Genomic DNA, 15,987 nt, shown 5'->3' with positions numbered 1-15,987 from the left:
TGTGGTTCGAACTGTCGAGGATCAGGGGATGCTGGTCTTCACAGCATCTTCGCCTTCCCTCGCCGCGATCTTGCGGTTGCGGTAGATGCTCGAGGCGAATGCCGCACCGATCAGGGCGACACCGACGAGGCCGGTGATGACCTCCGGCACGTGGGTGCCGATCGAGTACAGCAGGATCAGTGCCAGCGCACCGATGGCCCAGTGAGCACCGTGCTCGAGGTACACGTAGTCGGACAGCGTGCCCTTGCGCACCAGGAAGATGGTGATCGAGCGGACGAACATCGCGCCGATGAAGCCGAGGCCCAGGGCGATGATGATCGGGTCGGACGTGATGGCGAAGGCTCCGATGACACCGTCGAACGAGAACGACGCGTCGAGCACCTCGAGGTAGAGGAACAGGAAGAAGCCGGCCTTACCGGTGGCCTTCGCGAGGCCGCTCGGTCCGCCGCTGGGCTCTTCGCCTTCCTCGGGGATGTGGAACATCTCGCCGAGTCCGTTGACCGCGATGTAGGTGATCATGCCGAGCGCGCCGGCGATCATGACGGTCGAGACCTTGTCCTCGGGTGCGATGACGGTGGCCGTGATGAGCAGCAGCGCGGTGGCGACGACGACCTCGAGCTGCTCGAGCTTGCCGGCCTTCGCGAGGGGACGCTCGAGCCATTCGAGCCACTTGATCTCGCGCTCTTCGAGGATGAAGTGCAGGAAGAGCATCAGCAGGAACATGCCGCCGAACGCCGCGATCTGCGGATGCGCATCGGTGATCAGGGTCTCGTAGCTGGGGCTGCCGTCCGGGAAGTAGGCGGCTCCGTCCGGCGGCGGATTCAACGCGAGGTCGAGTGCCGCGATGGGGCCGAGTCCGGACGCCACCCACACGATCGCGAGGGGGAACACCAGACGCATACCGAAGACGGCGATGAGGATGCCGACGGTGAGGAAGATCTTCTGCCAGAACTCGCTCATCCGCCGCAGCACGGTCGCGTTGATGACCGCGTTGTCGAACGACAGCGAGACCTCGAGGATGCCCAGGATCACGCAGAGGAACAGAGCTTGCGGGCCGCCGTAGAGGAAGGCGACCACGAGGGAGACGACGGTGACCGCGAAGGATGCACCGAATATTCGCAGAACCACGAAGCGTGGCCTTTCTAATCGGAATCAGGGCGTTGCAGGGTGGTTACTGCACGTCGGTTCCGGCTTCGNCCGGAACCCGGAAGAAACGAACTAGACGTTGACGCCGTAGTCGCGGGCGATACCCGCGAGACCGGACGCGTAGCCCTGGCCGATGGCGCGGAACTTCCACTCCGCACCGTTGCGGTACAGCTCGCCGAAGACCATGGCGGTCTCGGTCGAGGCGTCCTCGGACAGGTCGTAACGAGCGAGTTCGTTGCCGTTCGCGCGGTCGACGACGCGGATGTACGCGTTGCGGACCTGGCCGAACGACTGGCTGCGGGAATCGGCATCGTAGATCGAGACCGGGAAGAAGATGCTCTCGATGTTCGCCGGGGTGGCGGCGAGGTCGACGTTGATGACCTCGTCGTCGCCTTCGCCCTCACCCGTGCGGTTGTCACCGGCGTGCTCGATGGCACCGTCGGGCGACTTGAGGTTGTTGAAGAAGACGAAGTGCTGGTCGGAGACGACCTTCTTGTCGGCCCCGGTAGCGATGGCGCTGGCATCGAGGTCGAAGTCGGTGCCGGTGGTGGTGCGAACGTCCCAGCCCAGGCCGACGGCCACTGCCGTCAGGTTCGGAGCTTCCTTGGTGAGAGAGACGTTTCCGCCCTTGGTCAAGCTGACGCCCATGCGGGGTCCTTTCGATCGTTCCAACGGTCGACGTACCGGTATAGGGCACGCCCGGTGTGCGTTTCTCCCCACACTAGTTGTTGCCGTGGGGTACGCCCATATCCACTATGCCCGGTCCCGCGCCTCACTTCCGTGACCCGCACGAACCACAGTTCCGACCGGCAGAAAGGTGACGGATCGGCCCGGTGGACGTGCGCCCAGTACCATTCGGTTCTGTGGCGAGCCGATGGACGCGCCGCCTGTTCGGCGGAGGAAACACGGAAGATCCCGCGGCTCGTCGTGCACACGATGCGATGGTCGCGGCGTTCCTCGACATGGACAAGCGCCAGTCCGTCATCGAGGCCGGTGTGGCCGCGTCCTACGAGCTCGAACCCGAACGGCACCTGCTCCGTCAGTGGGATCCCATCCGTCAGGCCTGTTATCGCGCCGGTGAGACGTATCTCCAACTGGCAGTGACGGATCCGGAACAACCGCTCGCACCTGCTCCGGCCTACGCGCAGGCACTGCGGCAGATAACCGAAGCAACACGAACACTTGATGAATTCTTCGGAAACAACCGGGGGCACCTCGAGCACATGACGGCCGTGGCGAACACGGTGCCCGAGCTGGCGCACCGGATGCGTACCGAAGCGCGTAACACCCTCGCCGCGACGCAGACCCCGGATTTTATTGCCTTTGCGAACTATCCGTCGGTCCGATCCGCCACCGAAGCGCTCGAGAAGGCCCTGAACAGCCTCGATGCAGCGCACAGCGTGGGCGCGACCCGCACAGCGGCCCTCCGAGTCGAAGAGGCGACCACTGCGCTGCTCGACGCCCTCGCCGCAGCACCGGGGCGCCGCGACGAGGCCGCTCGCACCCTCGCCTCGGTCACCACCAGGATCGGAGCGGTCCGGACCCGTGCGGAAGGTCTCGCCCCGGCCTTCTCCGCGCTGCTGCGCGAGTTCAATGCGGCCAGCTCCGCCGACCTGTCCGGGAACGAGAAACAGGCCGCCGAACTGCTCGCTCGCGCCGAGGACCAGCTCGGACGCGCACGGGCGGCAGCGAAGGACGGCCGCCCCGAGGAAGCCCTCGAGCTGGTCGCGGCGATCCGCGCCGAACTGTCGCGCGCCGAGGAACTCGTCGACGCAGTGACCGCACGACTCGCCACGCTGCGTTCCGTCCGGCAGAATCCGGGGGCCAAGGTCGACGAGGTACGGTTCCGCCTCCGTGACGCACAACACCTGGCCGTGCAACGCGGTCTCACCGCAGAATGGGGTTCCGTTCTCGACTCGCAGTTGAGTCGGATCGACAGGGCCGTCGACGCACTCACCGGTGTGCACCCCGACTACTGGGCCTACGTCAGAGATTTGGATGCGGTGTCTACCTTCATCGCAGGAGTGGTCGATCGGATGAGAGGACGGACCGAGAACGCATGAGGGGGGCCACGCTTACCGAAGTGCGCGCCATGCAGCACTTTCGGCATCTCGACGGCGCGACGATGGAGGAGTTGTTCCTGCACCGTCCCGAGCCGTTCGGGCACAGCGACGATCGCGACCGCCTGGCGACCGCTCTCGGCGCCACGCTCTACGTACCCGCGACGCGCGGCGATCTCGTCGCGACCATCTCGAAGCGTGCGACCGAGGGCGTGACGTCGATGGTGCTCGACCTCGAGGACGCCGTCGCCGACGACGAGGTCGAGCAGGGCCTGCAGAACGCAGTCGCGACGCTCGATGCGCTCGCCGAACGCGGACCGTCGCCGATGATGTTGTTCGTCCGTGTCCGCACCGCCGACGGTGTCGGGCGGATCGCGTCGATGCTGGGTGCCGGCAAGGCCGTGCTGACCGGATTCGTGGTGCCGAAGTTCACCGCACACACCGGCCCCGTCTTCCTCGAGGCGGTGGCCGCGGCGTCGGACCTCCTCGGCCGTCACCTCTACGCGATGCCCGTCATCGAGTCGGCCGAGGTCGTCCACCGCGAGACCCGCGACGGCGAATTGCGTGCGATCTCAGGCATCCTCGCCGAGCACCGTCACCGCGTCCTCGCCGTCCGGATCGGCGCGACCGACATGTGCGCGACCTTCGGTATCCGGCGCGACCGCGACCTGACGATCTACGACGTCCGGGTCGTCGTCGACGTGATCGCCGACATCGTCAACCACCTCGGGCGTACCGACGGAACGGGTTTCGTCATCACCGGGCCCGTCTGGGAGTACTTCGCCGATCACGAACGCATGTTCCGTCCGATGCTGCGCTCTACGCCCTTCGAGGAGCAGGACGCCGTGCTGTTCCGTCAGCAGCTCGTCAGCCGCGACCTCGACGGTCTGTTGCGCGAGATCGCCCTCGACCGTGCCAACGGTATCCAGGGCAAGACCGTCATCCATCCGTCGCATGTCGCTGCGGTACATGCCCTGTCGGCCGTGACCCACGAGGAGTTCCACGATGCGACCGACATCCTCGATCGCGACACCGGTGGTGTGCAGGCCTCGGGATACGGGAACAAGATGAACGAACGACGACCCCACCGCACGTGGGCCGAGCAGACCCTGTTGCGCGCGTCGGTGTTCGGTGTCACCCGTAAGGGGATCACCTTCGTCGACCTGCTGACGGCGCTGGTGGACCGATGACCGATATTCTCGACATTCCTTGGGCCACCGCAGAGCTCGGATTCGCTCTCGAACATGTGGGGTCGTCGTGCGGTTACACGGTTCCCGAGCTCGTCCGGCCCGGGTTGCGACGCAATCCACGACGCGCGCATCTGCTCGTCTCCACGGTTCTCGGCAAGCACATTCCCACCGAGCCGGCCGCGGTCCGCGGCGCCGGTCACCGGCTCGGCCGGCTCGTCGCCGACCTCCTCGGCGATGCAGCATCCGACGCCGTCGTCATGGGGTTCGCCGAAACCGCAACGGGTCTCGGTCACTGCGTGGCCGACGCCCTCGACGCCGCATGCTGTCTGCACTCGACGCGACGCCAGGTTCCCGGAGCGGAGGTGCTCACCGGATTCGAGGAGGGGCACTCGCACGCGACCTTCCACCTGCTCCAGCCGACCTCCGGCGCACTGTTCGCCAACGCCGCGCCGCTCGTCCTCGTCGACGACGAGATCTCCACGGGAGCAACGGCCCTCGATGCCATCCGCGCGCTGCACCGCGATCATCCGCGTGATCGTTACGTGCTCGCCTCCCTCGTCGACATGCGCTCGGAACAGGATCGCCGCCGGACTGCGGAGGTCGCGGCGGAACTCGGCACGACCATCGAGCACGTGAGCCTGGCCGCCGGACGATCCGTCGTCCCCGACGATCTCGTCGCGCAGGTTGCGGCGTTGCCCGACCCTCTCCTCAATCCGGTGGGCGAGCAACGCGGCGACGTCCGATTCCTCCACGCGGCGTGGCCGTCCCATGTGCCCGACGGTGGGCGCCACGGGATGCTGCGCACCGACGCGGCGGCCTTCGACGCGGCTCTGTCGACGCTCGCCGACACGATCGCGGACGTACGCGACGCCCGCCGACCCGCCGTCGTCGTCGGACACGAGGAACTGATGTACCTGCCGCTGCGACTCGCGGAGGCACTCGTCGAACGCGGCACTCCCGCACGGTTCCAGACCACGACCCGCTCCCCCGTCCACGTGATGGACGTCGACGGATATCCGTTGCGCCGCGGATTCCGTTTCACCGCACCCGAACACATCGACAGCGAGTTCGAGAACGAGGTGCCGCGTTTCCTCTACAACGCGCAGTGGCCCACGCCGACCGAGGTCCGCGCCGAGCTGATCCTCGTCATCGATTCGCCCGCCGACACCGACCGTCTGCGCGCACCGGGAGGTGTTCTCGACGTGCTCACCGCTGCCGGCGAGGACGTCCTCGTCGTGATCGTGCCCGCCACCGATCCGACGGTGCTGCGCACCCACAGGGAGACCGTATGACCGTGCCACTGACCGGACCCGAGTTCGGCTCCTACGCGCCCGACGAGGTGACGTGGCTGCTCAAGGATCTCTCCCACGCCGACCTCGAAGGCGACATCGCCGAACGGGAGGCGCGGATCCAGGCGGGTCTCGCGCACTACGCGGAGTCCCTGCCGATCGAGTACCAACCCGACGCCGCCTACCGCGAACTGTTCGACAAGGCACTGGCCGGCACTGCGGGCCGGTTGGCACACGCGGTGGGCACGGTCACCGAACTGCTCCTCGCCGAACGCGGAACCGACCTGACCCTCGTGTCGCTCGCGCGGGCGGGCACCCCGATCGGCATCCTGATCCGCCGATGGGCGCTGCACCACCACGGTCTGACGCTGCCGCACTACGCCGTGTCGATCGTCCGGGGTCGCGGCATCGACTCCGCCGCTCTCGACCACATCACCGCGCGGCACCCTCCCGCGTCGGTCGTCTTCGTCGACGGCTGGACGGGCAAGGGCGCGATCGCGCGTGAACTGTCCGCTGCGCTCGCCGAATACACCGCGCGAGGCGGTCCCGTCCTGTCCGACGATCTCGCGGTACTCGCCGACCCCGGTCACTGCGTCCGCACCTACGGCACGCGCGACGACTTCCTCATCGCCTCGGCCTGCCTGAACTCCACCGTCTCCGGGCTGGTCTCACGAACGGTCCTCAACGACAGCCTGATCGGCCCCGGGGAGTTCCACGGCGCCAAGTTCTACGCCGAGTTGGCCGCGGACGACGTGTCGAATCATCTGCTGGACACCGTCGCCGCGGAGTTCGACACGTGCGGCGACGTCGCATCGGCCGCGCAGGCAGTGCTCGAATCCGACCGCACCCCCACCTGGGCCGGCTGGGAGTCCGTCGAACGGGTGCGGGCGCAGTACGGCATCTCGAGCGTCAACTTCGTCAAACCCGGTGTCGGAGAGACCACCCGCGTGCTGTTGCGCCGCGTTCCCTGGAAGGTTCTGGTGCGCGACATCACCGCCGACGAGCACGCCCATATCCGGATGCTCGCGGCCGCTCGCGACGTTCCCGTCGAGGAGGTTCCCGACCTGGCCTACTCCTGCATGGGACTGATCAAGGACCTGCCGTGAATACCCCGCCCGTGACCGGCACCGCGCCCGCACTGGTCGCCACCGATCTCGACCGCACCCTCATCTATTCGCGCGCCGCGATGACCGGCGACCAGTTCGACACGCAGGATCTACTCTGTGTCGAGTACTACGAGGGCGCACCGCTGTCGTACGTCACCGACATTGCTGCACAACAGCTTCGGACGCTCACCGGCGAGGTCGCGATGGTGCCGACGACCACGCGCACACCCGAACAGTTCCGCCGCATCGACCTCCCCGGCGGTCCGTGGCGGTATGCCATCGCGAGCAACGGTGGGTCGATCCTCGAGGACGGGCATCTCGACCCGTACTGGCGCAGGACCGTGGAAGCAGCGGTACGCGAGGGGGGCGCAAGCCTCGACGAGGTGACGACCGAACTGCGCCGCCGAATCTCCGAGGACTGGGTGTCGAAGTTCCGCATCGCCGACGAGTTGTTCTGCTACCTCGTCGTCGACGTCGCAGCGCAACCGGCGGGATTTCTCGACGACTGGAACGAGTGGTGTTCGACGCGCGGCTGGAACGCGTCGCAGCAGGGCCGGAAGATCTACACGATGCCGAACAGCGTGTGCAAGAGCCGCGCGGTGGCCGAGGTGCACCTCCGGCTCCGCGACCGCGGGGTGCTTGCCGACGACGCCCCGGTCTTCGCCGCGGGCGACGGTGCGCTCGATGCGGAGATGCTGAAGGCCGCCGACGCCGCGATCCGGCCTCGCCACGGCGAACTCGAACTGATGGACTGGCGCCACCCGACCGTCTCGGTGACCGACGCCGCGGGCGTCACCGCCGGGGAGGAGATCCTCGCCTGGTTCGCCCGATCCGCTCGTCTTCCGGTCGCTTCGTAGAGTAGAAGGTGCCCGGTCACCGACACAGTGAGGACACATCTCTTGCCGACTCCGCTCTCCAAGGGTCAGAACGGACCGCTCACCGCGTCCGACGTCGTCGTCTCGCTCGAGCTGACCACGCCCGCCGATCTGTCCGCACTGCTCGTCAAGGCCGACGGCAAGGTGCGCTCCGACGCCGACTTCGTGTTCTTCAACCAGCCCACCGGGCCGGGTGTACGTCTCGTATCCGGCGCGCCCGGGCAGGCGGCCTCGCTCGCCGTGTCGCTCGCGCAGGTTCCCGCCGACATCGATCAGGTGCGCGCCGTGATCACCCTCGACGACGCGTCGAGCAGCTTCGGCCGGTTCGCACCGCCCACCGCGCGCGTGTCCGACAGTGCGGGAACGGTGTTGTACGAGTACCGGATCGACGGACTGAGCACCGAGTCCATCGTGATCGCGCTGGAATTGTACCGGCGCCAGGGCGCGTGGAAGGTCCGCGCCGTGGGCCAGGGATATGCGGGCGGTTTCGCGGCGCTGGTGACCGACCACGGCGTCAGCGTCGACGACGCACCCGCCCAGCCTGCTGCCGCACCTCAGCCCGTCGCTCCCACGCCGGCTCCGGCTCCGCCCGTGCAGCAGACACCGCCCGTGCAGCAGACACCGCCTCCGGCACAGCAGGCACCTCAGGCACAGCCTGCCTCTCCGGCACAGCCCGCGGAGGTCAGCCTCACGAAGAACCGCCCGGTGAGCCTGGTGAAGGGCCAGAAGGTCACCCTCCGCAAGGACGGCGGCGTCGCGTTGACCTTCCTGCGCATGGGGCTCGGCTGGGATCCAGTGGAGAAGCGTGGCCTGTTCGGCAACCGTTCCGCCGACATCGACCTCGACGCCTCGGCCGTGATGTTCGCCGACAACCAGATCGCCGACGTCGTGTACTACGGCCAGCTGCAGTCGAAGGACGGCTCGGTCCAGCACCAGGGCGACAACCTCACCGGTGCCGGTGAGGGCGACGACGAGGTGATGCTCGTCGACCTCACGCGGGTCCCCGCCCATGTCACGACGGTGATGTTCATCGTGACCTCCTACAAGGGCCACACCTTCGAGCAGGTGCAGAACGCGTTCTGCCGTCTCGTCGACGGCACGATCGACACCGAGCTGGCCCGCTACACGCTGCAGGGCGGCATGCCGTTCACGGGCATGGTCATGGCGAAGGTCTACCGCCAGGGCAGCGAATGGAAGCTGCAGGCCATCGGCGAGGGCATGCAGGCGAAGCATCCCGGTGAGGCCGCGCCGCAACTGGGCCGGTTCCTGGCCGTCTGACCGGTGGGCGAACTCTTCACAGCGGGGCGCAACGCCCCGCTGCCGACCCGCACGGTCCGTTTCACGGCGACCGCATCCGTCCCGCTGGACGTGTGCGCGTTCGTCGTGGACGACGGCCTGCAGGTGGCGTCCTCCGACGACGTCGTGTTCTACAACCAACCGACGACGGCGGGCGTTCGGCTCGAGGGCAAGGTGATCGTCGTCGACGTCGACGCGGTCCGTTCCGGCGCACGCGTGCTGTGCGCGGTCGGCTGCGAGCGACCCGCAGCGGTGTCGACCTCGCTGTCCGACGCGGCGGGCACCGTCCTCGCGTCGTTTCACGTGGAACCGGCGGTCGGTACCGAGACGGCGCTGCTGTGCTGGGAGATCTACCGTCGTCACGACGAATGGAAGATCCGTGCCCTCGGCCAGGGATACGCCGGTGGACTCGCCGAGATGTTCACCGCGCACGGGGTGGACGTCGAGTCACCCTCCGACGCGGAGAAGGTGGCCGCTCCCGGGCCCGGTCCCGTCATCGGCCTCTCGCCTCTCGAGGTGCTGTGGCGGATCTTCGAGGACGCCGCCCGGTCGGCCGCCGCGTACACGTCGAGTGTGGAGTTCGCCCAGCACCGTTTCGACGACGAACTCTCGACAGCGGTGGCCGATCCCGCCCGGCGCATGGAGCCCGAGGCCGACCGTGCCCGGGCCCGTGCGCAGCAGCGCTACGACGAGCTCGTCGGTGTCGCCGAGGCCCGCTACCGCGACGACAGTGCGGTGCTCGCCGCCGAACTGCTCACCGTCGACGCGACGTTGCCGCCCGCACTCGCATCCTGGATCTCCCCGGCCTGGATGCACCTGCACCTGCCGAGCGACGGCGTGCGGGTGGGTGAGGTGACGGCGCCCGATCTGGGTCCGCTGCGCATCCCCCTGTGCCTGCCGGCACCGCTCACGCGACCGTTGTGGATCGACGGCGACCCGGCCGACCTCGGTCCCGTCGTGTCGTCCGTGGTCGTGCGGCTGCTCACGGCCCGGCCCGACACCCTGCTGCACCTCGTCGATCCCGGGCGGACGCTGCCCGCACTCGAAACGCTTACCGCAGGGCGACTCGCCGGACCGCCCGTCCACGACCGGTCGCAGGTCCCCGCCAAGCTGCAGGGGCTGGCCGACGCGGCGGACCTCGACGCGCTCTCCCGGCAGGTCGACGCGGACACCGCATCACCCGTGTTGCTGGTCCTCGCCGGGTTCCCCTACGGCTACGACCGCGACGACCTGCTCGAGATCGTCCGGATCGCGCGTACCGGCAGTGCCGGCCGGGTCTCGGTCGTCCTCGCGGGTGATCCACCGGACGATCGGGTCGCGGAGATCCTGTGGGACGAGGCGCAGAAACTTCCCGTCGACGGGGAGCTGGCCGATCCGTGGACGGGAGGCCGATGGACGTTCGTTCCCGACAGCTTGCCCACCGAGACCGAGCATCTGCGTGGTGCGCTGGGCGGGAGCTCGCTTCCGGAGTGATCGAATCCTCGGACGACGGGGGTCAGCGCCGGTCGACGAGCGCCATGAAATCGGGCGCGTACACGGTCATCCAGTGCGGATCCAGGCGGTAGTAGACCACCTCCTCGCTCCAGTCGAACGCGTCACCGCCGTAGAACGACTGAAGGTAGGCGAGCAGTTCGGGCCAGTCGTCGGCCGGCTCACCGCCGCGCGGGTTGAGAATCTCCACGTGGCCGTGTGTGAACACTCCGAGGTCCTCCCCGCGCATGTGCGCCGCGCTGACCGCGGGACGTGCGGCGAGATGCCGGGCCTTGGCGGCATCGGGGGCCGTGCCGAAGTACCACTTGCCGTGCAGGAAATGTCCGTCCACAGCACTGATGCGCGGTTCACCGCCGGCGGTGACCGTCGCCAGCGAGAGGACGCACATACCTGTGAGCACCTCGACGAGCTGCTCGGCCGTGAGGGTCCGCGACGCGTCGACGATCGACCTCAGATGGGATGTGGACCGGGACAGCGACGTATCGAGGAGTTCCTGGAGGTCGGCGAGTTCGGTGGGGGTTTCGTGCATGACTCCATGCTCACATCACCGGCGCTCGTAGGGCCCGACAGTTCTTGCTCTGTTCCACCTCGCCGCTCCCGGCTCTCGGGGAGATCACCGGGCGCCGGGTCACCCGCATGGAGGACCCGCCATCCCCCGGTCGGCCGACGCGCACCACACCCTCCGCGTCGCATGGTGGGGATCATGACGGTCACCGATCCGACGACGCGACAGCGACGCATCCTCGCCCTCGACGTGGCCCGGGGAATCGCCATCCTCGGCACCTTCGCCGCCAACGTCTGGATCTTCACCGACCCCGCCGGCATCGTCGGCTATCTCGCCTCGATCGGCACCGATCCGTGGCCGCAACGCATCCTCATGCAGCTCGCACAGGGGAAGTTCCTCGGGCTACTCACGCTGATGTTCGGGATCGGCCTCGCCGTGCAGGCGGCGTCCGCGCAGCGAGCGGGGCGTCCGTGGCCCGGCGGCTACCGGGTACGCGCCGCTCTGCTCCTCGTCGACGGGCTCGTGCACTACCTGCTCGTCGCCGAGTTCGACATCCTCATGGGGTATGCGCTGACGTCCATCCTCGTGTGCGGGCTCGTGATCTCCTCCCGTCGTGTGCGGTTGTGGGTCGCGGGTACGGCCGTCGCCGTGCACGCGATAGCCGTGACCGCGCTCGTCGTGACGCTCGCAGGTTCACCGCCGAATGCGGAGACCCCCGAGTTGACCACCGCCACCTGGTGGGACATGGTCGTCTTCCGCGTGGACAACGCCGCTGCGTTCCGCGCCGAGGTGATCTTCGTGATCCCCATGACGGTCGCGCTGTTCCTGACCGGCGCCGCACTGTATTCGGCCGGGCTGTTCGACAGCAGAGGCGCGGTGCTGCGCCGGCGGCTGATGGTGGTCGGGGCGATCGCGGCGCCTCTCGATCTCGCCGCAGGTCTGTTCGGCGGTACCGCAGGTGTATTCGCAGCGCGCTACGGCATCGCACCGTTCGTCGCGCTCGGCCTGCCGGCGTGGATCGCCCATTTCTACATCGGCAGGTCCACGACCGGCACGGTCGGCACCGCCTGTGAACGCATCGGGCGGACCGCCCTGAGTTGCTACATCGTGCAGAACATCGTCGCGTCGGTGCTCTGCTACGACTGGGGATTCGGCCTGGCGAAGGCCGTGGACGCCGACATGCGGGTCCCGTTCACGATCGCGGTGTACATCGCGGTGGGAGCGGTGATGGTGGTCGGATCCCGGTGGTGGCTCGGCCGATTCCGCCAGGGTCCGGTCGAATGGGTGTGGCGGGTGTCCTACGAGCGGCTGACGGAACGTCGCTGACGTGTCGTCCGATCCTGTTTAGGAGCGCGGCCGAACTCGATGCCGTACTCGCGGATCTTGCGGTAGATCGTCGCGCGCGACATCCCCAGAGCCTGTGCCGCAGCGGCCTTGTCGCCGTTGTGGAGTGCGAGGGCGTCGACCACCGCGTCGCGTTCGAGCGATTCGATTCTCGTGAGGCGTCGACGAGTGGCCGACCGGCACTCCGCGGGCAGATCGTCGAGTTCGATCGTGCCGGACCGGCGGCGCCTGAAGATGTCCTCGAGCACCGACCGAAGATGGGTCACGTTGCCCTGCCACGACAGTCGCGCGAGCTGGTTCGCCGCGGCACGGGACAACGTCAGGTTCTCGGCACCCATCGAATCGAGGAGGTAGCGGGACAGTTCGGGCAGGTCGTCGACATGGTGACGCAGTGGGGGCACCGGCACGGTCTTGGGGAACAACCGCAACAGCGGATGCGTGTCGGGCAGGCCGTCGGCCGAGTCCATCGTGACCGTCACCCAGCAATCGTCCGCCGCGGAGTTCGACGCCGCATCGAGCAGGAGATCGCCCACCGCATCGAGGGTGTCGCCGTCGAGTCCGTCGACGCGGCGGACCAGCAGATCCGCTCCCTCGTCCACCGCCGCCGCGATCCGCTCGAGGAGCTCGTCGACGCTCACCGTCGACGCATCCACCGAGACGAGAAGGCGCCCGATCCTGGCGTATTCGTGCACCGCACGGACCAGGGCCGACCTTCCGGAACCCGGCTCGCCGTCGACGACGATCCACTCGGTCCGCGCACAGGCGTCGAACACCTCCTCGACGGCACGCGTCCACGTGGCACTCGTACCGACGACGGACCGCAGAACCGGAGCGCCACCACGACCGGCCGTCCGCGTCCGCCCGCGGCTCACCTGTTCCTTGATGTGCACGATCCCGCCCGCGAGCCGGTCATCGACGAAGGTGGGCCGGTAGGACAACCGTGCGGTGACGCCGCTCGGCAGGTCGGCGAGGAGCGTGAACGGTTCGGACCTGCCCCGCGAGTCGCGGGTGCGGTCGATGATGGCCGCCTGGTCGCGCGAATCGAACACACGCTGCGTGAGGTCGTTCATCATGAGCACTTCGTCGCCGATCGCGATGACCGGCCGGCCCGAATGCTGGCAGGCGAGGTGGTAGTCGCGCAGCAGCGCCCGGTCGAGCTCGCCGGCCTCCTCGAGGATCTGTTCCCGGATCCGCTGCGCGACCATCTTCGCGAACGACAGCAACAGCGAATTGGTGTTCTCCGCCAGGGTGGTCAGGTCAACGGCGCCGAGCACCGCCCCGGTCACCGGATGGGTCACCGGGGCGCCCGCACACGAGAACCGGCGTAGAAGCCCGTTGTAGTGCTCGTCGCCGCGGATGAGCAGGGGTGCGCCCACCTCGAGGGAGGTACCGATGCCGTTCGTGCCGACGCTCGTCTCGGCGTACCGGAAGCCCGGCGCGAGATGGACGCTGTCGAGCGCCGCGGCGAGACCGGTGTCTCCGAGGTGCCGGCGCAGCACGGTCCCGGACGCGTCGGTGAGGATGAGCGAGACCGGTTCGCTGTCGATCTCCTGGGCCATTGCCTCGAGTACCGGCGCCGCAGCGCGGGTAAGCACGGTGTCGACCGTGTCGGGGTCGACGTAGTCGGCACCCGGCTGATCGGCGTCGACGTTCGCCTGCGCCGATCGCAACCACGACACGCGCAGCCAGTTCCTCATCCGACCGATATCGCCTGGTGCGATCGCACTACCTCCGGCTTCGTCTCGGGATGCTGCGCGTTTCGACGCAGCACCCGGTCTGTCTGCACTCACCGTCGATCTCCCGATTGTCGGTCGCGCGGGTCGCTCTTCGGAATGTTCCGAACGCAACTTTAACGCTTCAAACTGTGATCCACGTCTCAGAATGAGACAGATTGTGTGTTTTCTACGGGGTTGTATCGGCATCACCCCCGATCTCCCGACGGCCGGCACCAGCCGGCTCCCGATCCAGGAGGCACACATTGAGCAGGCAGAGCCTCACCAAGGCGCATGCGAAGATCACCGAACTGTCGTGGGAGCCCACCTTCGCGACACCCGCGACCCGCTTCGGCACCGACTACACCTTCGAGAAGGCCCCGAAGAAGGATCCGCTCAAGCAGATCATGCGGTCGTACTTCCCGATGGAGGAGGAGAAGGACAACCGCGTCTACGGCGCCATGGACGGCGCGATCCGCGGCAACATGTTCCGCCAGGTCCAGCAACGCTGGCTCGAATGGCAGAAGTTGTTCCTGTCGATCATCCCGTTCCCCGAGATCTCCGCGGCCCGCGCGATGCCCATGGCCATCGACGCCGTGCCCAATCCCGAGATCCACAACGGGCTCGCGGTGCAGATGATCGACGAGGTTCGTCACTCGACGATTCAAATGAACCTCAAGAAGCTGTACATGAACAACTACATCGACCCGGCCGGCTTCGACATCACGGAGAAGGCGTTCGCGAACAACTACGCGGGCACCATCGGCCGGCAGTTCGGTGAAGGATTCATCACCGGCGACGCCATCACCGCCGCGAACATATACCTGACGGTGGTCGCCGAGACCGCTTTCACCAACACGCTTTTCGTCGCGATGCCCGACGAGGCCGCCGCCAACGGCGACTACCTGCTGCCCACGGTCTTCCATTCCGTGCAATCGGACGAGTCCCGGCACATCTCCAACGGCTACTCGATCCTGCTGATGGCCCTCGCCGACGAACGCAACCGCCCGCTCCTCGAACGCGACCTGCGGTACGCGTGGTGGAACAACCACTGCGTCGTCGACGCCGCGATCGGCACCTTCATCGAGTACGGCACGAAGGATCGCCGGAAGGACCGCGAATCCTACGCCGAGATGTGGCGGCGGTGGATCTACGACGACTACTACCGCAGCTACCTGCTCCCGCTCGAGAAGTACGGGCTCACCATCCCGCACGATCTCGTCGAGGAGGCGTGGAAGCGCATCACCGAGAAGAGCTATGTGCACGAGGTGGCACGCTTCTTCGCGACCGGCTGGCCGGTGAACTACTGGCGGATCGACGCGATGACCGACGCCGACTTCGAATGGTTCGAGGAGAAGTATCCCGGCTGGTACTCGAAGTTCGGCAAGTGGTGGGAGAACTACAACCGTCTCGCCCATCCCGGACGCAACAAGCCGATCGCCTTCGAGGACGTGGGATACCAGTACCCCCACCGGTGCTGGACGTGCATGGTGCCGTGCCTCGTCCGCGAGGACATGGTGGTCGAGAAGGTCGACGACCAGTGGCGCACCTACTGCTCGGAGCCGTGCTACTGGACCGACGCGGTCGCCTTCCGCGGCGAGTACGAGGGCCGCGAGACTCCGAACATGGGACGCCTCACCGGATTCCGTGAATGGGAGACGCTGCACCACGACAAGGATCTCGCCGACATCGTCCAGGACCTCGGTTACGTCCGCGACGACGGCAAGACCCTTATCGGCCAGCCGCACCTCGATCTCGACCCGAAGAAGATGTGGACCCTGGACGACGTGCGGGGCAACACCTTCCAGAGCCCGAACGTGCTGTTGAACCAGATGTCGGACGCGGAACGCGAAGCACACATCGCGGAGTACCGCGCCGGCGCCACCCCGCTGTAGACACCACCCGGCCCGGCCGGCGCGGACTTCCCCTGCATCCGCACCGGCCGGGCACCCACCCCCTACGTACAGGAGGTT

The 15,987-nt window shown here is 67.5% G+C and carries 13 protein-coding genes; 9 read left to right on the top strand and 4 right to left on the bottom strand.

Annotated features, from left to right (window positions below):
* Positions 1-21 precede the first annotated feature (21 nt).
* The gene (locus ACLBYD_RS02315) at positions 22-1,128 is read right to left on the bottom strand and encodes a DUF475 domain-containing protein (RefSeq protein ID WP_060652590.1); all 1,107 of its coding nucleotides are present in this window, start codon (positions 1,126-1,128) and stop codon (positions 22-24) included.
* Between the two features lie 90 nt (positions 1,129-1,218).
* A complete protein-coding gene (locus tag ACLBYD_RS02310) occupies positions 1,219-1,794 on the bottom strand; it encodes a TerD family protein (protein ID WP_006550710.1) in 576 nt (191 codons plus the stop codon).
* A gap of 293 nt (positions 1,795-2,087) precedes the next feature.
* On the opposite strand from ACLBYD_RS02310, the gene ACLBYD_RS02305 reads away from it, so the two are divergent.
* From ACLBYD_RS02305 to ACLBYD_RS02275, 7 genes are all read left to right on the top strand, one after another.
* Positions 2,088-3,209, top strand: a complete 1,122-nt coding sequence (locus ACLBYD_RS02305; protein ID WP_447815361.1) for a hypothetical protein — start codon at positions 2,088-2,090, stop codon at positions 3,207-3,209.
* A 29-nt stretch (positions 3,210-3,238) separates the two neighbouring features.
* Positions 3,239-4,396, top strand: coding sequence for an HpcH/HpaI aldolase/citrate lyase family protein (locus tag ACLBYD_RS02300; RefSeq protein ID WP_447815237.1), 1,158 nt, complete (start codon positions 3,239-3,241; stop codon positions 4,394-4,396).
* Complete coding sequence (locus ACLBYD_RS02295; protein ID WP_447815236.1) at positions 4,393-5,688, top strand: phosphoribosyltransferase family protein; 1,296 nt, start codon at positions 4,393-4,395, stop codon at positions 5,686-5,688. The genes ACLBYD_RS02300 and ACLBYD_RS02295 overlap by 4 nt, the downstream gene beginning before the upstream one ends.
* Positions 5,685-6,791, top strand: coding sequence for a cysteine protease StiP family protein (locus tag ACLBYD_RS02290; protein WP_447815235.1), 1,107 nt, complete (start codon positions 5,685-5,687; stop codon positions 6,789-6,791). The genes ACLBYD_RS02295 and ACLBYD_RS02290 overlap by 4 nt, the downstream gene beginning before the upstream one ends.
* 80 nt (positions 6,792-6,871) lie before the next feature.
* On the top strand, positions 6,872-7,648 hold the full coding sequence (locus ACLBYD_RS02285; protein WP_447815360.1) for an HAD family hydrolase: 777 nt from the start codon (positions 6,872-6,874) through the stop codon (positions 7,646-7,648).
* A 42-nt stretch (positions 7,649-7,690) separates the two neighbouring features.
* Complete coding sequence (locus ACLBYD_RS02280) at positions 7,691-8,944, top strand: TerD family protein (protein WP_447815234.1); 1,254 nt, start codon at positions 7,691-7,693, stop codon at positions 8,942-8,944.
* A 3-nt stretch (positions 8,945-8,947) separates the two neighbouring features.
* The gene (locus ACLBYD_RS02275) at positions 8,948-10,435 is read left to right on the top strand and encodes a TerD family protein (RefSeq protein ID WP_447815233.1); all 1,488 of its coding nucleotides are present in this window, start codon (positions 8,948-8,950) and stop codon (positions 10,433-10,435) included.
* A gap of 22 nt (positions 10,436-10,457) precedes the next feature.
* Here ACLBYD_RS02275 and ACLBYD_RS02270 read toward each other — a convergent pair whose 3' ends face one another.
* Positions 10,458-10,982 (bottom strand): pyridoxamine 5'-phosphate oxidase family protein, encoded by a 525-nt coding sequence (locus tag ACLBYD_RS02270; protein WP_447815232.1) that lies wholly within the window; start codon positions 10,980-10,982, stop codon positions 10,458-10,460.
* A 162-nt stretch (positions 10,983-11,144) separates the two neighbouring features.
* Between ACLBYD_RS02270 and ACLBYD_RS02265 the strand changes: the two genes are divergently transcribed.
* Complete coding sequence (locus ACLBYD_RS02265) at positions 11,145-12,284, top strand: DUF418 domain-containing protein (RefSeq protein WP_447815231.1); 1,140 nt, start codon at positions 11,145-11,147, stop codon at positions 12,282-12,284.
* Here ACLBYD_RS02265 and ACLBYD_RS02260 read toward each other — a convergent pair.
* Positions 12,257-13,981, bottom strand: a complete 1,725-nt coding sequence (locus tag ACLBYD_RS02260) for a sigma-54-dependent Fis family transcriptional regulator (RefSeq protein ID WP_447815230.1) — start codon at positions 13,979-13,981, stop codon at positions 12,257-12,259. The genes ACLBYD_RS02265 and ACLBYD_RS02260 overlap by 28 nt on opposite strands.
* A 299-nt stretch (positions 13,982-14,280) precedes the next feature.
* Here ACLBYD_RS02260 and ACLBYD_RS02255 point away from each other — a divergent pair, with 299 nt between their 5' ends.
* Positions 14,281-15,909: a methane monooxygenase gene (locus tag ACLBYD_RS02255; protein WP_016692550.1), complete on the top strand. Its 1,629-nt coding sequence runs from the start codon at positions 14,281-14,283 to the stop codon at positions 15,907-15,909.
* Positions 15,910-15,987: the final 78 nt, after the last annotated feature.

It is taken from the genome of Rhodococcus sp. C26F (genome assembly GCF_053345925.1).
This window is presented reverse-complemented; position numbering and strand designations above follow the sequence as displayed.